Origin of the sequence: Duganella sp. FT27W (assembly GCF_009295655.1) — a bacterium.
Lineage (GTDB): Bacteria > Pseudomonadota > Gammaproteobacteria > Burkholderiales > Burkholderiaceae_D > Rugamonas > Rugamonas zoogloeoides.
In genome coordinates this window covers 776905-797352 of record NZ_WHIV01000003.1, presented here as the reverse complement: position 1 = coordinate 797352, position 20448 = coordinate 776905, and the positions used below count along the sequence as shown (strand labels likewise).

The 20448-nt window shown below is 64.4% G+C and carries 21 protein-coding genes and 1 riboswitch; of the genes, 6 read left to right on the top strand and 15 right to left on the bottom strand.

What is annotated here, in order from left to right; genetic code table 11:
- Positions 1-11: 11 nt before the first annotated feature.
- The 6 genes from dapE to dapC form a co-directional block, all read right to left on the bottom strand.
- Positions 12-1145 carry a succinyl-diaminopimelate desuccinylase gene (gene dapE / locus F8197_RS15385; RefSeq protein ID WP_152882608.1) on the bottom strand — a complete coding sequence of 378 codons (1134 nt, stop codon included), beginning with the start codon at positions 1143-1145 and terminating at the stop codon, positions 12-14.
- 1 nt (position 1146) lies between these two features.
- Positions 1147-1500 carry an ArsC family reductase gene (locus F8197_RS15380; protein WP_056143839.1) on the bottom strand — a complete coding sequence of 118 codons (354 nt, stop codon included), beginning with the start codon at positions 1498-1500 and terminating at the stop codon, positions 1147-1149.
- An 81-nt stretch (positions 1501-1581) separates the two neighbouring features.
- The gene (locus F8197_RS15375) at positions 1582-2133 is read right to left on the bottom strand and encodes a glutathione peroxidase (RefSeq protein WP_152882607.1); all 552 of its coding nucleotides are present in this window, start codon (positions 2131-2133) and stop codon (positions 1582-1584) included.
- A gap of 7 nt (positions 2134-2140) precedes the next feature.
- Complete coding sequence (locus F8197_RS15370; protein ID WP_152882606.1) at positions 2141-3277, bottom strand: PilT/PilU family type 4a pilus ATPase; 1137 nt, start codon at positions 3275-3277, stop codon at positions 2141-2143.
- A 26-nt stretch (positions 3278-3303) separates the two neighbouring features.
- A complete protein-coding gene (gene dapD, locus F8197_RS15365; RefSeq protein WP_019920257.1) occupies positions 3304-4131 on the bottom strand; it encodes a 2,3,4,5-tetrahydropyridine-2,6-dicarboxylate N-succinyltransferase in 828 nt (275 codons plus the stop codon).
- A 12-nt stretch (positions 4132-4143) separates the two neighbouring features.
- Positions 4144-5358 carry a succinyldiaminopimelate transaminase gene (dapC, locus tag F8197_RS15360; RefSeq protein ID WP_056144681.1) on the bottom strand — a complete coding sequence of 405 codons (1215 nt, stop codon included), beginning with the start codon at positions 5356-5358 and terminating at the stop codon, positions 4144-4146.
- Between the two features lie 142 nt (positions 5359-5500).
- On the opposite strand from dapC, the gene F8197_RS15355 reads away from it, so the two are divergent.
- On the top strand, positions 5501-7318 hold the full coding sequence (locus F8197_RS15355; RefSeq protein ID WP_152882602.1) for a DUF4153 domain-containing protein: 1818 nt from the start codon (positions 5501-5503) through the stop codon (positions 7316-7318).
- Here F8197_RS15355 and F8197_RS15350 read toward each other — a convergent pair.
- The gene (locus tag F8197_RS15350; protein WP_152882600.1) at positions 7302-7673 is read right to left on the bottom strand and encodes a MerR family transcriptional regulator; all 372 of its coding nucleotides are present in this window, start codon (positions 7671-7673) and stop codon (positions 7302-7304) included. The two genes, F8197_RS15355 and F8197_RS15350, sit on opposite strands and share 17 nt — an antisense overlap.
- A 78-nt stretch (positions 7674-7751) precedes the next feature.
- On the opposite strand from F8197_RS15350, the gene F8197_RS15345 reads away from it, so the two are divergent.
- Both F8197_RS15345 and F8197_RS15340 read left to right on the top strand, forming a co-directional pair.
- Complete coding sequence (locus tag F8197_RS15345) at positions 7752-8153, top strand: hypothetical protein (protein WP_152882598.1); 402 nt, start codon at positions 7752-7754, stop codon at positions 8151-8153.
- A 58-nt stretch (positions 8154-8211) separates the two neighbouring features.
- Entirely contained in the window at positions 8212-9453 is a 1242-nt protein-coding gene (locus F8197_RS15340) for a DEAD/DEAH box helicase (protein ID WP_056143849.1), read from the top strand.
- Between the two features lie 133 nt (positions 9454-9586).
- Here the strand turns inward: F8197_RS15340 and F8197_RS15335 are convergent, their stop codons facing one another.
- Genes F8197_RS15335 through F8197_RS15305 form a run of 7 tightly spaced genes read right to left on the bottom strand, consistent with a single transcriptional unit; the run spans position 9587 to position 14839 of the window.
- Positions 9587-9937 carry a translation initiation factor Sui1 gene (locus F8197_RS15335; RefSeq protein ID WP_152882596.1) on the bottom strand — a complete coding sequence of 117 codons (351 nt, stop codon included), beginning with the start codon at positions 9935-9937 and terminating at the stop codon, positions 9587-9589.
- Positions 9934-10917, bottom strand: a complete 984-nt coding sequence (locus F8197_RS15330) for a nucleoside hydrolase (protein ID WP_227012263.1) — start codon at positions 10915-10917, stop codon at positions 9934-9936. The genes F8197_RS15335 and F8197_RS15330 overlap by 4 nt, the downstream gene beginning before the upstream one ends.
- Positions 10918-10974: 57 nt before the next feature.
- Positions 10975-11472 carry a DUF2867 domain-containing protein gene (locus F8197_RS15325; protein WP_152882594.1) on the bottom strand — a complete coding sequence of 166 codons (498 nt, stop codon included), beginning with the start codon at positions 11470-11472 and terminating at the stop codon, positions 10975-10977.
- Positions 11469-12134, bottom strand: a complete 666-nt coding sequence (locus F8197_RS15320) for a hypothetical protein (protein ID WP_152882592.1) — start codon at positions 12132-12134, stop codon at positions 11469-11471. Before F8197_RS15320 ends, F8197_RS15325 begins: the two co-directional genes overlap by 4 nt.
- A complete protein-coding gene (locus F8197_RS15315; RefSeq protein ID WP_152882591.1) occupies positions 12131-13111 on the bottom strand; it encodes an MlaD family protein in 981 nt (326 codons plus the stop codon). Before F8197_RS15315 ends, F8197_RS15320 begins: the two co-directional genes overlap by 4 nt.
- A gap of 8 nt (positions 13112-13119) precedes the next feature.
- Positions 13120-13920 carry an ABC transporter permease gene (locus F8197_RS15310; RefSeq protein WP_193333444.1) on the bottom strand — a complete coding sequence of 267 codons (801 nt, stop codon included), beginning with the start codon at positions 13918-13920 and terminating at the stop codon, positions 13120-13122.
- Between the two features lie 52 nt (positions 13921-13972).
- Complete coding sequence (locus F8197_RS15305; protein ID WP_152882589.1) at positions 13973-14839, bottom strand: LysR family transcriptional regulator; 867 nt, start codon at positions 14837-14839, stop codon at positions 13973-13975.
- A 109-nt stretch (positions 14840-14948) separates the two neighbouring features.
- Between F8197_RS15305 and F8197_RS15300 the strand changes: the two genes are divergently transcribed.
- Positions 14949-16334, top strand: coding sequence for an MFS transporter (locus F8197_RS15300; protein WP_152882588.1), 1386 nt, complete (start codon positions 14949-14951; stop codon positions 16332-16334).
- On the opposite strand, the gene ribB is transcribed toward F8197_RS15300, so the two are convergent.
- The gene (gene ribB, locus F8197_RS15295) at positions 16331-16999 is read right to left on the bottom strand and encodes a 3,4-dihydroxy-2-butanone-4-phosphate synthase (RefSeq protein WP_152882586.1); all 669 of its coding nucleotides are present in this window, start codon (positions 16997-16999) and stop codon (positions 16331-16333) included. The genes F8197_RS15300 and ribB overlap by 4 nt on opposite strands.
- A gap of 104 nt (positions 17000-17103) precedes the next feature.
- Positions 17104-17254: riboswitch (FMN riboswitch) on the bottom strand.
- A gap of 96 nt (positions 17255-17350) precedes the next feature.
- On the opposite strand from ribB, the gene F8197_RS15290 reads away from it, so the two are divergent.
- Both F8197_RS15290 and F8197_RS15285 read left to right on the top strand, forming a co-directional pair.
- Positions 17351-20173, top strand: a complete 2823-nt coding sequence (locus tag F8197_RS15290; protein ID WP_152882584.1) for a pitrilysin family protein — start codon at positions 17351-17353, stop codon at positions 20171-20173.
- A gap of 67 nt (positions 20174-20240) precedes the next feature.
- Positions 20241-20441, top strand: a complete 201-nt coding sequence (locus tag F8197_RS15285; RefSeq protein ID WP_056143877.1) for a hypothetical protein — start codon at positions 20241-20243, stop codon at positions 20439-20441.
- Positions 20442-20448: the final 7 nt, after the last annotated feature.

Genomic DNA, 20448 nt, shown 5'->3' with positions numbered 1-20448 from the left:
GGCGCACTGCGTCAGGCCAGCAGGTTTTCCAGCGTGCGGCGGTAAATATTCTTGAGCGGATCGACGAAACGCAGCTCGATATGCTCGTCGATCTTGTGGATGCTGGCGTTGGGAGGGCCGAATTCTATCACCTGGGGGCAGATCTGGGCGATAAAGCGCCCGTCCGAGGTGCCGCCGGTGGTCGAGAGTTCGGTGTCCACGCCGGTTTCCGACTTGATCGCCTTTGACAATGCATCGCTCAGCGTGCCGCGCGGGGTGAGGAACGGCAGGCCGCTCAGCGCCCATTTCAGTTCGTAGTGCAGCCCGTGTTTATCGAGGATCGCATGCACGCGGCGCTTGAGTTCTTCGTGCGTGCTGGCGGTGGAAAAGCGGAAGTTGAAGTCGATGATCATCTCGCCCGGAATCACGTTGTTGGCGCCCGTGCCGGCGTTGATGTTCGACATTTGCCACGACGTGGGCAGGTAGTACTCGTTACCCTCGTCCCACACCTCGGCCACCAGTTCGGCCAGCGCGGGCGCGGCCAGGTGGATCGGGTTGCGCGCCAGTTGCGGGTAGGCGATGTGGCCCTGCACACCCTTGATCGTCAGTTTGCCCGACAGTGAGCCACGGCGGCCATTCTTGATGATGTCGCCCAGCGTTTCATCCGAAGTCGGTTCGCCCACGATGCAGTAGTCGATGGTTTCGCCGCGCTCCTTGAGCAGGTTGCAGACGATGACGGTGCCGTCGGTGGCCGGGCCTTCCTCGTCGCTGGTGATCAAAAACGCGATCGAACCCTGGTGGTCGGCGTGTTCGGCGACGAATTCCTCGACCGCCACCACGAACGCGGCGATCGACGTCTTCATGTCGGCCGCGCCCCGGCCATACAGCTTGCCGTCGCGGTGGGTGGGGTTGAAGGGCAGCGACTGCCATTTATCGACCGGACCAGTGGGCACCACGTCGGTGTGACCGGCGAATACCAGCACCGGCGCGGTCGTGCCACGACGCGCCCACAGGTTGGTCACGTCGTTGGAGATGATGGTCTCGCACACGAAGCCCAGCGGGGTGAGCAGGTCGATCAGGTGCTGCTGGCAGCCCTTGTCGTCGGGGGTGACGGAGGACAGGGAAATCAGCTTTTCGGTCAGCGCCAGGGTTTTCGAAGGTGTCATGTCAGGTATTGAAAATTTGTTGGTATTGCGCGTCGCTGAAGCCGACGCTGTAGGCGCCATCCTTGTCCAGCACCGGGCGCTTGATGATCGACGGATTTTCCAGCATCAGGGCGATCGCCGCTTCGTCATCGACGATGGCCGCCTTGCGTTCATCGGACAGCGCGCGCCACGTCGTGCCTTTTTTATTCACCAGCACATCGCGCGACAGCTGCGTGAGCCAGCCGGCCACGGTCTCGCGCGCGAGGCCCTGTTTCTTGAAGTCGTGGAACGTAAACTCGTGCTGCTGGTCGGCCAGCCAGGTGCGCGCCTTTTTGACGGTGTCGCAATTGGGGATGCCGTAGAGGGTGGTGGTCATGTGTGGTCGCAAGCAGGTAAAACGAAAGGGCGACAGGATACCATGCTGTAGCTGGCGCCCAGGTATGGGGGGCAGGATCGCTCAGGCGCGCAGTTCGCGCTCGATCGCATCCTTGAGCAGCGCGTCGTCGGCGGTGGTGTCGGGCGCGAAGCGGCCGACGACTTTGCCTTCTTTGCTGACCAGGAATTTCTCGAAGTTCCACAGCACGTCGGTCGGGTTATCCTGCTTGATACCGTAGCCGGCCAGCTTGGCGCGGAAGTCGCTGTCCGGCTTTTCCTGGGCTTGCGGCTGTTCTTCGATCAGGCGCTGGTACAGCGGGTGCAGGCCCGGGCCCTTGACCACGATCTTTTCGAACATCGGGAATTTGATGGCGAATTTGCTGGTGCAAAATTCGGCGATTTCTTCGTTGCTGCCCGGTTCCTGGGCGCCGAATTCGTTGGCCGGGAAACCCGCCACCACCAGGCCGTCGGCCTGCTTGTCTTCGTACAGTTTTTCCAGTCCCTCGTATTGCGGCGTCAGGCCGCAGGCCGAGGCGACGTTGACCAGCAGGAGTACCTTGCCGCGATACGCGCCAAGGGTGACATCCTCGCCGTTGATGCGGCGCAGGGGAATATCGTAGATCGATTGTGTCATGGTGTCCTCAGGTGTTCAGGGTGAAGCCGGTGAAGGAAGCCGATGCTGCGGCATTGCCGCTGGCGGCATCGGCAGCGGGTTGCTCTTTGGCGTTATTCAGTTGCCAGAGCAGGTTGGTGGCCGAATCGGCATTGGCCAGTGCCTCGTCGGCACTGATCGCGCCGTCGCGCACCAGTTTCACCAGGGCCTGCTCGAACGATTGCGAGCCCGGTGACATGCTGTTGTCCATCGCGTCCTTGATCTCGCCGATGCGGCCGGTATCGATCAACTCGGCCACGGCGCGCGAATTGACCATCACTTCCACGGCTGCCGCGCGGGCGCCGCCGGACAGGGCGGGCACCAGCCGCTGCGAGACGATCGCCTTGACCGCCGACGACAGATCCTGCATCAGCGCCATGCGGCTTTCGATCGGATAAAAACCGATGATGCGATTGAGCGCGTTGTAGCTGTTATTGGCGTGCAGCGTGGCCACCACCAGGTGGCCCGACTGCGCGTACGCGATGGCTGCAGCCATGGCTTCCTTGTCGCGTATTTCGCCGATCAGGATGCAGTCCGGCGCCTGGCGCATCGAGTTGCGCAGGGCGGTGGCAAAGCTGGTGGCGTCGCTGCCGATCTCGCGCTGGTTGACGATCGACTGCTTGTTCGTAAACAGGAACTCGATCGGGTCTTCGAGCGTGAGGATGTGGCCCGCCGAATTAGCGTTGCGGTGGTCGAGCATTGCCGCGATGGTGGTCGATTTGCCGGAACCGGTGGAGCCGACCACCAGCAGCAGTCCGCGCTTGGCCATGATCAGGTCTGCCAGCACGGGCGGCATCTTCAGATCCTGCAGGGCGGGGATGTTGCCGGGCACATAGCGGAATACGGCGGACACACTGCCGCGCTGGCGGAAAGCGGAGAGCCGGAAGCGCCCCACGCCGGTCAGCGAGATGCCCATATTGAGTTCGTTGGTGGTGGCCAGTTCGGCCATTTGCGCCGGGGAGGCGACTTGTGCCAGCAGCGCCTCGATGTTCTCGGGCGTCAGCAATTGCTGGTTGACCGGCAGCAGCTTGCCGCCGATCTTGAAATGCACGGGAGAGTTCGCGGCGAAGAACATATCCGACGCATGCTTTTCCTGCATCAGCTGGAACAGGCGTTCCATGGCCATCGCGATTCTCCCGAAGTGATGACTTCTTAGATACCGCGCAGCAGTTCGTTGATGCCGGTCTTGGCGCGGGTTTTGGCATCCACGCGCTTGACGATCACGGCGCAGTACAGCGAGTATTTGCCGTCTTCCGATGGCAGGCTGCCCGATACCACCACCGAACCCGAAGGTACGCGGCCGTAGGTGACTTCGCCGGTAGCGCGGTCGTAGATCTTGGTCGACTGGCCGATGTACACGCCCATCGAGATCACCGAGTTTTCTTCGACGATCACGCCTTCGACGATTTCCGAACGGGCGCCGATGAAGCAGTTGTCTTCGATGATGGTCGGATTGGCCTGCATAGGTTCCAGCACGCCGCCGATGCCCACGCCACCCGACAGGTGGACGTTCTTGCCGATCTGCGCGCACGAACCGACGGTGGCCCAGGTATCGACCATCGCGCCTTCATCGACGTAAGCGCCGATGTTGACGTACGAAGGCATCAGCACCACGTTCTTGGCGATGAACGAACCGCGGCGGGCAACGGCCGGCGGCACCACGCGGAAACCGCCCTTGGCGAAATCGGCTTCGGTGTAGTTGGCGAACTTGGTTGGGACCTTGTCGTAGAACTGCATGGTGCCGTCCGACGGCATGGCCACGTTGTTCTCGAGGCGGAACGACAGCAGCACGGCCTTCTTGACCCACTGGTTCACTACCCAGTCGCCGGTGGTTTTTTCGGCCACCCGGATGGTGCCCGCGTCCAGGCCGGCGATCACGTGCGAGACGGCGTCACGCAGTTCGGCGGCGCCGTTGGCCGGGTTGATGTTGGCGCGGTCTTCCCATGCCTGGTCGATGATTTGCTGGAGTTGTTGGGTCATGATGGTCTATCTTTATTTAACGAGGGTTTTGCAGAATTGGACGATGCGCTGCGCAGCTTCCAGGCCTTCGGACGTTTCCGCCACGAGCGCCATGCGGATGCGGTTGCGGCCCGGATTGACGCCGTGCGCGTCGCGCGCCAGGTAGCTGCCCGGCAGGACCGTGACATTATATTCGGCATACAGGCGCTGGGCGAACTCGGTGTCCGACAGGCCGGTACGGGTGACATCGGCCCACAGGTAGAAGCCGGCGTCGGGCAGTTCCACGTCCAGCACCTCTTGCAGCAGCGGCGTGATGGCGTTGAACTTGGCGCGGTATTGTTCGCGGTTGTCTTCGACATGGGTTTCGTCGTTCCAGGCCGCGATGGACGCAGCCTGCACGACGGAGCTCATGGCGCTGCCGTGGTAGGTGCGGTACAACAGGAATTTTTTCAGGACGTCGGCGTCGCCGGCCACGAAGCCAGAGCGCATGCCGGGCACGTTGGACCGCTTGGACAGGCTGGAAAACACCACCAGCCGCGCATACGGCTTCTCGACCGACGACAGGCCCAGGATGTGGGCTGCCTGCAGCGCGCCGAGGGGCGCTTCTGCACCGTGGTAAATCTCGGAGTAGCACTCGTCGGCAGCGATGACGAAGTTGTAGCGCTCCGACAGCGCGAACAGGTTTTCCCAGTCGGTGAGCGTGAGCACGGCGCCGGTAGGGTTACCCGGAGAGCACAGGAACAGCAGCGATACGCGCTCCCACACCGAGGCGGGAATGCTGTCGTAGTCGCAGCCGAAATTGCGCGCCGGGTCGGAGTTGACGAAATACGGCTCGGCGCCGGCCAGGTAGGCCGCGCCTTCGTAGATCTGGTAAAACGGGTTGGGGCACACCACCAGCGATTTGGCGGCCGGGTCGATCACGGTTTGCGCGAACGCGAACAGCGCCTCGCGCGAGCCGTTCACCGGCAGCACCTGGGTGGCCGGGTTGATCGCGGGCAGGCCGTAGCGGCGCTCGAGCCAGCCGGCAATCGCGCCGCGCAGCGCTTCGGTGCCGATGGTGGTGGGGTAGATGGCCAGGCCTGCGACATTGTCGATCAGCGCCTGGGCGATGAACGGCGGCGTCGGATGCTTGGGTTCTCCCATGCCGAGGCTGATCGCCTTGAACTGGGCATTGGCGGTCACCTGCGCGAACAGCTGGCGCAGTTTTTCAAACGGGTACGGTTGCAGCTGGTCGAGATGTGGATTCACGGGGATGCTAACGTTGTTGACGATGTTGGGAAAAAAGCAGCGTGGACCGAACATTATAGCGCCTCCGTCCGGGCGTGGTACGCCCGCAGTGCTCCATGCGATACTACGCCGATATCAAAGCATCAAGGGAGCAGGGATCGCCATGCAGGTAGAACAATACGATGAAGTGCTCGGCGCGGAAGTCAGCCGCCGTATGATGCTGCTACGCCTGGCCACAGGGCTGGTGCAGGGCGTGCTGCTGTACTTGTTGTACCGCGCAGCGGTCATCAATATGTGGCCTGCCACCCAGCCGTTCCTGTTCATGCCGCTATTCATGCTCGTACTGCTGCTGCCGGTTGTGTTCATTTCCAGTCTCGGTCACATGACGTCCCGCAGCGTGGCGCTGTGGACAACGGCCGCCGGTGCGGCACTGGTAGTGCTGGCACTGCACGAGGCGTGGCGCAACGCGGGGGCGGCGCACCTCAACTACGACTTCATGGGACGGCCGTCGCAGCGCGTGCCCTCGATGCTGCTGATCGTTTTCTCGAGCGTGTTCCTGTACATCGCCCATGCGCTGGTCATGGCCGCCACCACCGACGGCAAGCGCATCGCCAGCTATGGCAGCTACTTCGAAGTCGCATGGAAGCTGGCGGTGCAACTGCTGTTCTCCGCTTTCTTCGTGGGCGCCCTGTGGTCGGTGCTCTGGATGGGCGCCGGTCTGTTCGACATGGTCAAGCTCGATTTCCTCAAGCGCCTGTTGGGCAAGTCGTGGTTCGTGGCGCCGGTGATCTGCTTTGCCTTCTCGTGCGCGCTGCACATCACCGATGTGCGCCCGTCCATCGTGCGTGGTATCCGCTCGCTGCTGCTGGTGCTGGCGTCCTGGATATTGCCGGTGGCCGTGGTGATCATCGGCGGCTTCCTGTGTACGTTGCCGTTCACCGGCCTCGATGGCCTGTGGAAGACGCGCTTTGCGACGTCGCTGCTGCTTACCACCGTCGCCGTGCTGGTCATGCTGATCAATTGCGCCTTCCAGAATGGTCAGACCGCCGCCAGCCTGGCGATCCGCATTGCCGCCCGCATGGCCGCCATCCTGCTGCTGCCGTTGACCGGCATCGCGATCTATGCGCTGGGGGTGCGGGTACACGAATATGGCTGGACGGCCGACCGCGTGGTCGCTGCCGCCTGCCTGCTGGTGGCGTCCTGCTACGCGATCGGCTACCAGTGGGCCGCGCACCGCTACGAAACCTGGCTGGTCGAGATCGCGCCGGTCAATGTCGGCGCGGCGTTCCTGGTGCTGGCAGTGCTGCTGGCGCTATTCACCCCGATCGCCGATCCGGCCCGCATTGCGGTGGCCAACCAGGTTTTGCGCCTGGAGCGAGGGCTGGTCAAGGCCGACAAGTTCGACTACCGCTACCTGCGTTTCGAAGGCCAGCGCTATGGCCAGCAAGCTTTGCAACGGCTGGCGCAGCAGGGCGTGGGCGCCGATGCCAAAGTGGTGAGCGAGCGGGCGGCGGCAGCACTGAAACAGACGGAGCGCTGGAATCCGAACGGCGGCAAGGCGACAGCAACCACCATCGCGGCAAATATCACGGTGGTGCCGGCAAGCGAGGTCCTGCCGGCGAGCTTTATCGCGCAGGAATGGAAAGAGGCGCCCGGCCAGATGTTGCCCCACTGCCTGACGAACGATGTACAGCAATGCACCGCGCTGCTGCTCGACGCGAACGGCGACGGCAAGCGCGACATCCTGTTGGTCAACCAGAGCTACGGCGGCGGCTATCTATACGTGGAGCAGCCGGACGGACAATGGCTGCTGGCGGCACGCCTCGACATCGGCTGCCGGCCGATGCTCGACGCGCTGCGCGCCGGCCGCTATACGCTGGTCGAGCCGAACCTGAAAGCACTGGTAGTCGGCGGCCTGCAGCTCCAGTTCGAACCGGTCTACCCTGACGAAAACTGCAAGGCGATCAATCCGGCAGGCTAGGCCTCAACGGGCATTCTTCCATATCCGGCCCCAGGCGCCGCGCCAGTTCGCCGCGCAGCGCCTGCAAGCCGTCGATGCGGCGGTCGATGTCCTGGAGCTTGCGCGCCAGCGCGCTGCGCAGCTGCTCGCCGGATGCATCGGGGTTGGCCAGCAGCGGCAGGTCGGCCTCGATTTCCACCAGCGTAAAACCGAGCGACTGCGCCAGGCGGATGTAGCGCAGCCAATCGACCGCCTCGGGCGGATAGTCGCGGTAGCCATTGGCGCTGCGCCGGGCGCGCAGCAGGCCGCGCTTCTCGTAAAACCGCAAGGTATCGCGCGAGAGGCCGGTGGCGTCGGCCATTTCTCCAATTTGCATGGTGCATCCTGTTTTTGCTTGACCCTGGAGTGTACTCCAGGCTTTAGCATGCGTTCTCGTTCGACAACAGGAGACGCTATGCAGTTTTCAGCTTTGACCTTCCGCCGCATCGTGCGCGCCAGCGGCGTGTACGACCTCTTGGTGACAGCGCCGTTTGCCACGCCGTGGACGTTTGCACTGGCCCACAGCCAGCTCAGTGCCATCAATCAGGCGCTGGGCGGCGCCGCGCTGCCGGCGTTCGCGCCATTCCACGTCTTGTTCGCCTGCCTGCTGGGCAGCGTGGTGCTGGTGTGGTCGGTGCTGCGCATCGCCGACCCGCAGCAGCGGTTCGGCCGCTACGACGGCGCGGCGCGCATGTTGTTTGGCACCTGGATGATGTGGGCGCTGAACGCCACCGGCGAGCCGCTGTTATGGCTGTTCATCGTGCCGGAACTGGCGTGGGGCGTGGTGCAGTGGTGGCCGGTGCGCAAGCCCGCGTAGGGCAGGAGCGGCGCATGGCGTATACTGTCGGCCAACTTACCTACACTCTCAGGCCAACATGTCATTTTCTTCGCTGGGCCTCGCTCCCTCGCTCGTCAACGCTGTCGCCGCCATCGGGTACCAGGAACCCACCGCCATCCAGCGTGAGGCGATTCCTGCCATCCTGCGCGGCGAGGACGTACTGGGTGCGGCCCAAACCGGCTCGGGCAAGACCGCCGCTTTCGTGCTGCCGCTGCTGCAATCGCTGCTCGACAACCGCGATGGTCCGCGCCAGCTGCACGGCCTGATCCTGGTGCCCACGCGCGAGCTGGCGGCACAGGTGGGCGAATCGGTGCGCAAGCTGGTCGCGCAGTTGACCATGCCGGTCAAGGTGGCTATCGTGTTCGGCGGCGTGTCGATCAATCCGCAGATGATGGCGCTGCGCGGCGGCGCCGACATCGTGGTGGCCACGCCGGGACGCCTGCTCGACCTGATCGACCATAACGCCCTGAAAATTTCGCGCGTGGCAATGCTGGTGCTCGACGAAGCCGACCGCCTGCTGGACCTGGGCTTTGCCGACGAACTGGCGCGCATCCTGGAACTGCTGCCCAGGCAGCGCCAGAACCTGTTCTTTTCCGCGACCTTCCCGCCGGCGGTGCAAACGCTGGCCGACGCCATGCTGCACCTGCCCACGCGGGTCGAAGTGCTGGCCGAGCCGGCGACGAAACCGGATATCGCCCAGCGCGCCATCCTGGTCGATGTGCCGCGTCGTACCATGCTGCTGCGCTACCTGATTTTGCAATACCAGTGGGACCGGGTGCTGGTGTTCGTGGCCACCAAGTACGCGGCCGAACACGTGGCCGACAAGCTCAATCGCAACGGCATCAAGGCCGGCGCCTTCCACGGAGAATTCAGCCAGGGTGCGCGCACCGAGGTGCTGGGCGACTTCAAGGCCGGCCGCCTGCAGGTGCTGGTAGCCACGGACGTGGCCGCGCGCGGCATCGATATCGCCCGTTTGCCGGCCGTGGTCAACTACGATTTGCCGCGATCGGCCGTGGACTACACCCACCGCATCGGCCGCACCGGGCGCGCCGGCGAGAGCGGCGTGGCGATCAGCTTTGTCAGCGCGGAGACCGAGCAGCATTTCCACCTGATCGAAAAACGCCAGGACATCCGCCTGCCGCTGGAAACGGTGGCCGGGTTCGAGGCAGTGGAGACGGCGCCGCCGGTGAGCGCAGCGACCGATACCGTCAATGGCGGCATCAAGGGCAAGCGCAAGAGCAAGAAGGACAAGTTGCGCGAGGCTGCGGCAAAATCTTAGCACTTGGATCCCCGTCTGCGCGGCGGTCCGCCGATGCGGGATGACGAATCAGCTTTCCGCCATGATGAACGCGGGACGCGGTGCCACCATCCGAAGATCCGTCATTCCCGCGAACGCGGGAACCCAGTTTCGTCTAGCCGCCCGTGCGTTTCGGGTTATGCCCGAGTTTTTTCAAATTTTCTATCACCAGGTCGCAATGATCGCCCTGGATTTCGATTACGCCATCCTTGACGGTGCCGCCCGAGCCGCAGGCGCTGCGCAGTTGCTTGCCCAGCGCTGCCAGCGCCACGGCATCGAGCGCCAAACCGCGCACCAGCGTGACGGTCTTGCCGCCGCGTCCCTTCGATTCGCGCGCAACCTTGACATTGCCGTCGCCTTGCGGCTTGGACCTGGCCGCTGCCTTGCAGACGCAGGCGGCCAACGGTTTGCCGCAGTCGGGACACAGGCGGCCGGCTTCGGTGGAGTAGACCAGGCGGCTGCTCATGGCTGGTCCGCCAGCAGGCGCCCCATGAAGATATCGAAGAAGCGCGACTGGTTCGATGCCAGGCAGACGGCGGCATTCGGCTTGCCGGCGACCTCGCGCGTGTAGCCGTCATCGGTGACCGCAATGCGCAGCGGGGTGGTATTGCATACACTGGAGTCGAGCAGCCACGCCACCGGCACCACGTCGAACAACGATGGCATGTTGCTGGACCAGGGCTGGTAGGCGTTGATCCACTGGTGGTACATCAGCGCCAGCGCGTCGGTCACGGGCGAACCATGGCCGAGCAAGGCGTTGCGTTCGACTTCGTCGAGGCGGATCTGGGTGGAATCGACCGGCATCATCACGATTGGCACGCCGGATGTAAACAGCCGCTGCGCGCCTTTGACCTCGGACGCGATGTTGTACTCCTTGTCGGCCGGGCGCGCCGGCACGTACTGCGACTTGCGGTAACCGCTGCGCACCGAGCCGCCCATCATCACCACCTGTTTCAACTTGCCGAAGGTGGCGGCATCGCGTTCGATGGCTGCCCCCACGTTGGTCAGCGGCCCCAGTGCGAGCAAGGTGATCTTGCCGGGCTGGCGCCTGATGTGCTCGAGCAGGAAATCGACTGCCGGCAGGGTTGGCACCGGCTGCCCGCGCTGCGCATACCGCGCTTGCGTAAATGGCTGGGGATTGCCGGTGGTGGCGATGCCGGTAGCGATCGGGATGCCGCTATGGCCCGTCTCGCGCAGCATGCGCTCGACCATGCTGGCGCGTAGTGCGGTGTCGCCCCAGGCGGTGGTGATGCCGACGATCTCGATTTCCGGGCTTTGCAGCAGCAGCGCCAGCGCGAACGAATCATCGATGTCGTCGCCGATATCCATGTCGACGATGACTTGCTGGCGTTCAGGGGCGGCGCTGGCCGATACAGTCAGCATGGCGCAGGACAGCGCGAGCGTGGACAAGGCCACGCGCAGAGGGCGGAAATGAGGGTAGGCCATGAACAATCTCGACACGACAAAAGCGCGATTTTATCAGAGGGCCGGGTAGGCGAACCGCTAGAACTTCGCCCGGCGCAGCGTAGCCGGCACGATGCGCCGGTGCAGCGGCTTGACGACCAGCATGTAGCAGCGCCCCAACAGGTTCCTGGTATGCACCACGGTGCTGATCGACACCTTGTGCGGATGCTTGCGCACCGACAGCTCCACCTTCAGGTGGTGGTCAATATCGGTCAGGATCACTTCCTCGTCGGCCAGGTGGATGATGGAAAAGATACCCACCCGGTCCCCAACCCGGTAGTCGCCAGCCGGCTTGCGGGCATCGACATCGCCCAGGTGACCGAGGTTTTTCAGGCCCACCAGCCGCACCGTGCGATTGCGCAGCGCCATCAGCGCGTTGACCCAGCCCGGCGTGTCGGCCACCACTTGAAGGTACAGCGCCAGTGCGGATTTGTCGGTGGGGGGAATGTCCATCGCGTGGCAGTCGTAAAAGCTGGCGCCGTGCAGGCGCTGATAAATCACGCTGTCCGGCGGTACGGTGGAAATCGTCGGGATCATGATTTTTTACCGGTTGCCAAGTCGATCCGGCGCTGCAAGCGCTGCGCCTCCGCAGTATCCCCCGCTTGCTGCGCGCGCATGGCCTGTACGCCGAGCCACGCCATCAGCGGCCGGCGCCAGCCCTGGGTGGAGGCGACATCGACCGCGTCGGCCAGGGTTTGCGGCGTGGCTTTACCGGCGCGCATCAGCACACCCGACGCCACCAGTTTCGACAACGGATCGGCAATCGCCTGCACTGCGGCAGCCGCTGCGGTGTCACTGGTTGCCGACGCTGCGGCGCGGTGCTGCTCGGGCAGCAGCGCGGCGTCGGCAGACGTGGCGCGGCCGGCCAGATAGGCGGCGTAGGCGCGATCGGCCGGGCTGGCGTCCTGCGCCAGCTGCTCGAAGCCGGCGCAGTCCTCGAACACCAGCGCGGCCACGCGCGTGGCGCAGCGGGTCAGCTCGGCGCGCAGCACCATGCTGGCCTGGCCGGTGCTGGCCAGGGCGTCGCGAGCGCGCCTGAAATCGGCGTCTTCCACCCGGCTGTTGCCGGTCAGGTAAGCGTTGGTAAAGCGTTCGACCGAGCTTTGCGCGGTCAGTTGCCAGTCTGGCGCGGGCGGCGTGTTGCCGCAGCCGGCCAACAGGGCGGCTGCAAGCACGAGCAGGGAGCGGTTGATTGTCATGGCAGTTTGATCTCCGGGTCGCGCTTGAACGGCCATTTGCGGTTGATGTCGTTGACCAGTTGTTCCACCCGGCGCAAGCTGCTTTCCACCTCGTTGCGCAGCGCGCCCAGGTCTGCCGTGGCTTCCTTGGCGTTGGCGCCGACGGCCTGCGCTTCTACCAGCACCGCGTCCATTTTCTTCAAGCTGTTGCGGGCGTCGGCCAGCAGGCCGTTGAGCTGGACGATGGTGGCCTGGGCGTCGGTCACCACGCCCTGCGGGCCGAACACCTGCTTGTCGGCGTTGCCCACCAGGCTGTCGGCCTTGGTGGCCAGGGCGTTCACGGTGCTCAAGAGCTGGTTGGCGCGCTCGGTCAGCTGCTGTGCGCTCTTGTCGTCGCCAGCGATCAGGCCCATGGCGCCAGCCGGGCCATTGAGCTTGCCGGTCACGCCCTGGACATTTGTCAGGGCGGCGGCCAGCGCCGAATTTTCGGCCGTGAGGTCGTTGAGGTTTTGCAGCAGGTCGCGTGCTGAAGACAGCAGGCGCGGAATTTCGGCACCGGGGTCGCCGACGAGCAGGGTGCGTGCCGCGCCATCGGGCAGCGGCGGATCGGTGGGAATGCCGGTAAAGGCGCGCAGCTTGGCGCCGCCGACCAGCCCCCGTTCGAGCGTGAAGATGCTCGACGTGCGCAGCCAGTGCGCGTCGTCCTCAGGTACATCGACCAGCACGCGCGCCTTGCCTTCCTTGCTCAACTCGATGCGGCGCACGCGGCCGATGGGGAAACCGGCAAACGTCACATCCATGCCGACCACCACGCCTTCGGAATCGTCGGCCTCGAGCACCAGGCGCTGGGTCGATTCGAAGGCGCCGCGCGCGTACATCAAATACACGGCAGCGCCGGCCACCAGCAGCACCATCAGCACCAGCAGCACGGCGGCCTTGAATTCGGCATTGCGCACCGGCGTTTCGTGCGCGGTTTCCTGCGTTATTTGTTCTGTCATCGTTACACCTAGTAGTAATTACCCATCAGCGACGCCACCTCGATCAGCAGGATCACGGCAAACAGCCGCACCATGTCGGACAAGCCGTGCGTGACCTTGGCCCGGTAGCTGGCGCCGTAATAGAACGACGAAGCCATCGGGATCAGGCCCACCGCAAAACTGAAAAACACGATTTTCAACACCAGGATCATGGCGACGGCCGGATTGAATACCTGGCCCACTACGCGCGTATAGCCGGGCAGGGCATACGGCGTAAAGCCATACAGCGTCAGGTACGCCAGCACCAGCGTGAGCACGCACGAGACGGCGGCCAGCATCCAGACTGCAAAAATGCCGGCGGCCACGCGCGGGAAAAACGCGCTGCGCAGTTCGGCCAATGTAGCGACGGCGCCTGCCTTGCGGCCTTGCGAAAATTCCAGGCCTGTCGGCAGCGTGGTGCGCAACGCCACGAAGGCGGCGGCGGTCAGGGGGATCAGTTCGAGCGTGAGTACCCGCACCACCAGGTCGAGCGCGTAACGCGTGAGGCCGTAACTTTGCGAAGTGACGACGACAATGCGGATCAGCACCAGGCTTACCAGCGCCGACAGCACACCGAACCAGACCAGGTTGGGCACCGTGTCGCGCACCAGGTGGTGGGCCAGGATGCGGCGGTTGTCCTTGCGATAGGTGGCCGGCATCACGCCCACGGTGAGCATCAGCACCGAGAAGTTGAGCAGCCGCCACCAGCTCAGTATCCACGACACGGCGCCCCGGTGCAGCCGGCGCACGATATTGGGATGTGATGGGGAAGCATTGATCTTGGCACTCATTTTGCCATATTAGCATTGGCGCTGCGCGGCAGGGTGTCCGGATGCGCGGGCTTCACGCCGGAGGAAAACTGTCGATGATGGCGTCGGCAGCAGCGCGCACGCGGGCGCTGCGACTCAGGTCGCTATGCATCACCAGCCACACATCGTAATGGTCCACGCGGTCGGGCCACACGCGCACGAGCAGCGGGTCGTCATCGGCCATGTGGCACGGCAGTTCGGCCACACCCATGCCCTTGCGCGCGGCGTCCAGCAGCATCAGGCCGCTATTGACTTCGATGGCCACGCGGGCGTTGGTGACCGGCTCGCGGCAGATCTTGTCGCGGTGGCGCGGCGCCACGCTGGACTGGTACACCACGATGTCGTGACCGGCCAGCCCCAGCCCCGGTTGCGGTATGCCGCGCATGGCGAGATACGACGGCGCCGCGTACAAGCCCATGCTGCGCCTGACCAGGTGGCGCGAGATCAGGTCGGGGCTGGTGGGTTTCAGTGTGCGCACCGCCAGGTCGGCTTCGCGCCGCGTGAGGCTGGTGATTTCGGTGCCGGTGGTGAGCACGATGCGAATTTCCGGGTGGGCCTGGTGCAGGCGGCGCATGGCGTCCACCACGAAGTGCGCGGCCATGGTGTCGGACGTGGTCACCCGCACCACGCCGGACAGGCGATTGTCGATGCCCTGCATCTCGCGCTGGAATTGCAGCGCCGCCGCTTCCATCGCCTGGGCGGCGTGGACGGCCAGTTCGCCGGCCGGTGTGGCCAGGTAGCCGGATGGCGTGCGCAGGAACAGCCGCGCACCCAGCGAGTCTTCCAGCGCATTGAGGCGGCGCCCCACGGTAGCCTGGTCGATACCCAGCTGGCCGGCAGCGGCGCGCAGCGTGCCTTCGCGATAGATGGCGAGAAAAATCCGGGCGTTGTCCCAGTCCATGGCATCTCTCGTAAACGTAATGCATTTTTGCATCGGGGTGCCGATGTTATGCGTATTTACCGCATCACGCAAGCTGCCTAAGATGAGGGCCTCTCTACAAGGATTTCTCATGACTAGCCCCGTTCTGCCGGCCGCCGCGCCGGTCCGCGAATTTGCGCCGCTGCTGGTGCTCACCACCTTGGCCATCGGTTTTGTGATGGCGATGATCGACGTCACCGCCGTCAACACCGCGCTCACCGATATCGCCGCCAGCCTGGACGTGCCGCTGGCCGGCCTGGTGTGGGTGGTGGACGGTTACACGCTCACCTTTGCCGCGCTCCTGATGGCCGGCGGCGCGCTGGCCGACCGTTTCGGTCCCAAGAGCGTCTACCAGGGCGGTCTGGCCGTGTTCATCCTCGGCTCGGTGCTGTGCGCGCTGGCGCCGAGCGGCGCGGCGCTGGTGGCTGCGCGCCTGCTGCAGGGCGCGGGCGCGGCGCTGTTCATGCCCAGCTCCCTCAGCCTGCTCACCCACGCCTATGACGACCCGGCCACGCGCACGCGCATGCTGGCCACTTGGTCGGCCATCGTCGGCTGTTCGTCGGCGGCAGGTCCGCTGGTCGGGGGCTTGCTGGTCCACGAATTCGGCTGGCGCAGCGTGTTCTGGGTGAACGTGCCGATCGGCCTGGCCGGCATCGCGCTCACGCACCTGGTGGCGCCGGCTACCCGTGCCAACCGGCGCGCGCTGTCGTTGTGGACCCACGCGCTGGGCGTCGCCATGCTCGCTGGCCTGAGTTTCGTGCTGATCGAAGGACCGGTGCTTGGTTGGACTTCCAGCCCGGTGCTGGCGGCGGCGCTGGCCACGTTGGCCGTGGGCGCGTGGCTGGTGCTGCGCGAGAGGACCGGCGCGCATCCGCTGATTCCGCGTGCGCTGTTCGCCACGCCGGCTTTTGCCGCCGCCAATGGCGTGGGCTTCATGATCAACTTTGCTGTCTTTGGCCAGCTGTTTTTACTGAGCTTGTTCTTGCAGGAGCGCGGCGCCGATGCGCTGGAGACGGGCGTGCGATTGATCCCGATGATGGCCGCTTTTGCGGTCGGTAACCTGGTGTCGGGCCGGATTTCGGCGCGAACCGGTCCGCGGGTGCCGATGCTGTATGGCTTGCTGGTGGGGCTGGTGGCGGCGCTGTTCATGCTGCCGACCATGGCGCCGCACACGCCGTACTGGCTGCTGGTGGCGGCAACGACGGTGATGAATCTCGCCATCGGCATCGCGATTCCCGGCATGACCGCCACCGTGATGCTGGTGGCGGGCCGCGAATATGCCAACAGCGCCGCCGCCGCGCTCAACGCCAACCGCCAGGTCGGCGCGCTGGTGGGCGTGGCTGCCATCGGCGCGGTGCTGCACATGGCGCCCGGCTGGGCGGTGCGGCTGCCGTGGGCGTTCGGGCTGATTGCCGCCGCGTATGCGACGGCGTGCTACCTGGTCTACCGGTTTATCCGGACAGGCAAACTAGCTTAAACCCCGTGCTTCTGGCGCCAGGCGATCATTTCTGCAATCGTCAGGATCGGCATCGCGTGCAGCGCGGCAAACGCTTCGATGTCGGCGCCGCGCATCATGGTGCCGTCTGGGTTCATCAGTTCGCACAGCACCGCCGCCGGTTGCAGGCCGGCCATGGTGGACAGGTCCACCGAGCCTTCGGTGTGGCCTTTGCGGGCCAGCACGCCGCCAGGCGTGGCGCGCAGCGGGAACACGTGGCCCGGGTGGACCAGGTCGTGCGGCTTCGCGTCTGCGGCGATGGCGGCGCGGATGGTGGTCACGCGGTCGGCGGCGGAGACGCCGGTGGTGACGCCGTCGCGCGCCTCGATCGAAACCGTGAACGGCGTGCCGTAACGGCTGCCGTTGTCGAGCGCCATGGGCGGCAGTCCCAGCTCGCGCACCTTGTCGGCGGAGAGGCACAGGCACACGATGCCGCTGCATTCGCGGATCAGGGTAGCCATGGTAGGCACGGTGATTTTCTCGGCGGCGACGATCAGGTCCGCTTCGTTCTCGCGGTCGAAATCATCGAGCAGGATCACCGGCACGCCGGCGCGCATGGCGTCCAGCGCCGCAGCGATACGGCCTTCGAGGTCGTCGGAGACCAGGGTGTAGGTGGTGAGGGGTACTACGGATTGCGGGTCGAACATGGAAAACGCTCCTCGCTGTTAGCGAAAAACGCGACAGGGCAAGCAGATACGCGCAGCCGTCCACGCCCATACAAAACACATGGACATGGCGAGGCTACGTTACCGCACATCTTCTTTCATCCGGACTATACCGTCGGCCCTGGAGTCGCACCAGGTCTGCTGACCCCTGGCGATGAACCGCCAGGGCGCTCGCGGGCTCTGACCGTTGCCGGTCTTACCGCCGGTGGGGAATCGCACCCCGCCCCGAAGACGTTGTTGGCGCCTGCCGGATGGCAGGCGCGCGACGATTCTAGCCCAATTTCGGCAATTCGGTGTAAGGTAGCTTGTTCTCTTAATTTAAATGCATCTCGAATGAAGATCAGAATCATCCTGGCCGCCGCGCTGTTGTCGTGCTCTTTCCTTGCGCAGGCCGAATCCACGGTTCCGCCACCGCTTTCCCTCACCAGCAATCTGCCCGTCAGCCCCCTGGTCAACACCGGCAAGCTGGCCAACGGCCTCACTTACTACATCCATAAAAACCCGCGCCCTGAAAACAAGCTCGAATTGCGGCTGGTGGTCAAAGCCGGATCCATGCTCGAAGACGACGACCAGCAGGGCCTCGCCCACTTCACCGAGCACATGGCCTTCAACGGCTCCACCAATTTCAAACGCAACGAGCTGGTATCGTACCTGCAGTCGATCGGCGTCAAGTTCGGCGCCGACCTCAATGCCTATACCACCTTCGACGAGACGGTGTACATCCTGCCCATCCCCACCGACAACCCGAAAGTGGTGGAGCAGGGCTTCCAGGTTCTGGAAGACTGGGCCCACGGCCTGTCGATGAACGACGCCGACATCGACAGCGAGCGCGGGATCGTGCTCGAGGAGCTGCGCATCGGCAAAGGCGTCGATGACCGCGTCAACAAGGTGCTGCTGCCCAAGGTGCTCAACGGTTCGCGCTATGCCGAGCGCCTGCCGATCGGCAAAGAGCAGATCATCCGCAACTTCAAGTACGACGCCCTCAAGCGCTTTTACCGTGACTGGTACCGCCCCGACCTGATGGCGGTGGTGGCGGTGGGCGATATCGACCCGGACCAGGCGCAAAAACTGATCGAGCGCCATTTCGGCAAGCTGAAAAATCCGGCCAATCCACGCCCACGCGTGTACGCCACCATCCCCGAACGGCAGGAATCCGAGGGCATCGTCGTTACCGACAAGGAGATGAGCACCAATACCATCTACATCCGCTACCCGATCCAGCCCTGGCCGGCCGAGAACACGCTGCGCGACTACCGCCAGAAGCTGATCGAGGCCATCGGCGCTTTCATCCTCAGCCAGCGCATGTATGAACTGACGCAGCAGGCCAACCCGCCGTTCCTGCAGGGTGGCAGCGGCATGAGCAAGATCGTGCGCGGCTACCGTTCGTTCGGTGCCGGTGCGGTGCTGGGCAAGGGCGGCGTGGCGCCCGCCATCAATGCGTTGGTGGCCGAGGACGAGCGCGCGCGCCAGTTCGGCTTTACCGCGTCGGAACTGGACCGCGCCAAGAAGGGCATGCTGCGCACCTACGAGAATATGTACCAGGAGCGCGACAAGTCCGATTCGGCCGGCTATGCGGCAGAATACATCCGCAACTTCCTCGAGGGCGAGTCGATCCCCGGCGTGGTGGCCGAGTACCAGTACGCCCAGCAGCTGATCCCCGGCATCACGCTCGATGAAGTGAACGCGTCGATACGCGCGGCGATCCCCGACAACCAGAGCAAGCTGGTGATCTACACCGGCATCGACAAGCCGGGCGCCCCCGCGCCCAAGCCCGCCGAGCTGCTGGCGCTGGCCACCGCCGCCGAGAAGATCAGCGTCAAGGCCAATGAAGACAAGGCGTACGGCAGCCAGCTGATGCCGGCCAAGCCCACGGCCGGCACCATCGTCAAGCAAACCACCAACGACAAGCTGGGCACCACCGACCTGGTGCTCAGCAACGGCGTGCGCGTGGTGCTGCGGCCCACCGACTTCAATAACGACGAAGTGCTGATGGGCGGGGTGCGCTATGGCGGCTGGTCGCTGTTCGACGACCGCGACATCTTTGCCGCGCACTACGCCAGCAGCATCGTCAACCAGATGGGCGTGCTCGATTATTCGCCCAACGACCTGGTGAAAATCTTGGCCGGCAAGAGCGTCAGTAGCAGCGCCCGCGTCAGCGCCCTCAATGAAGCGGTGCGCGGCGAATCGGGCAGCGACGACATCGAATCGATGCTGCAACTGACGTACCTGCAAATGACCCACCCGCGCAAAGATGTCACCATCTACAACGCCTTTGTCGACCGCCAGCGCGAACTGGCGCAGAACAACCTGGTGCGGCCGGAGTCGGTGTTCTACGATACCGTCAGCCGCACGCTTTACAACGACAGCCCGCGCGTGCGGCGCCTGGCCAGGCCGGCCGACTTCGACCAGCTCTCGCTCGACCGCGTGTTCGACCTGTACACCAGCCGCATGGCCAGTGCGCGCGACTTCACGTTCTTCATCGTCGGCAGCTTCGACGTCGAGCAGATCAAGCCGCTGATCGCCACCTACCTGGCCAGCCTGCCCACCGGGCCGATTGACACCGCCTTCCGCGACGAAGGCATCCGCCCGGTGCGCGGCGTGGTCAAGAAAGAGGTGCGCGCCGGTTCCGAGCAAAAGAGCGTGATCTCGCTGTCATTTACCGGCGAGGCGCCGTATTCTCGCGACGAGGCGCTGCGCATGCGGGTGCTCACCGAAGTTCTCAACATCAAGCTGATCGAAGTGCTGCGCGAGAAAATGGGCGCGATCTACAGCGCCGACTTGAGCGGCTCGCTCAACCGCCAGCCGTACGCCAGCTATGCGATCAACGCCAATCTGCCGTGCGCACCCGAAAACGTGGACAAGGTGCTGGCCGCCACGTTTGCCGAGATCGACCGCGTCAAGCAGCACGGCGCACTGGTGGCGGACCTGGACAAGGTCAAGGCATCGATGCTGCGCGCCTACCGCAAGGGGCTGCGCGAAAACGGCTACTGGATGGGCTCCCTGCAGAACGCCTTTGTCAACAGCACCGATCCCGAGGAAATCCTCAACTTCGAGCAGCGCCTGGCGGCGGTCACGCCGGCCGACGTGGCACAGGCGGCACAGCGCTACTTCGACCTGCAAAACTATGTGCAGGTGGTGCTGTATCCGGAAAAGTGAGCGAGCAGTCGGCGGGGCGCCTGTTACACTGGCGCCTTGCATTCACTACACGTAGCAGAGGCTTATCATGGCAAAGAAAAAAGAAGAACTGGACGAGGAAACCCTGGCGCTGATCCACTGGTGCATCGAGGTCGAAGGATTCCTGGTCGCCGGCGGCGCCACCCAGGACCAGGCGCAGGAACATATCGAGGAACAGATCGAGTGGTTCACCGACCAGTTTTACGATGGACTCACTCCCGAAGAAGCAGCCAAGGAGGCCTTGGCTTAATTGGCCA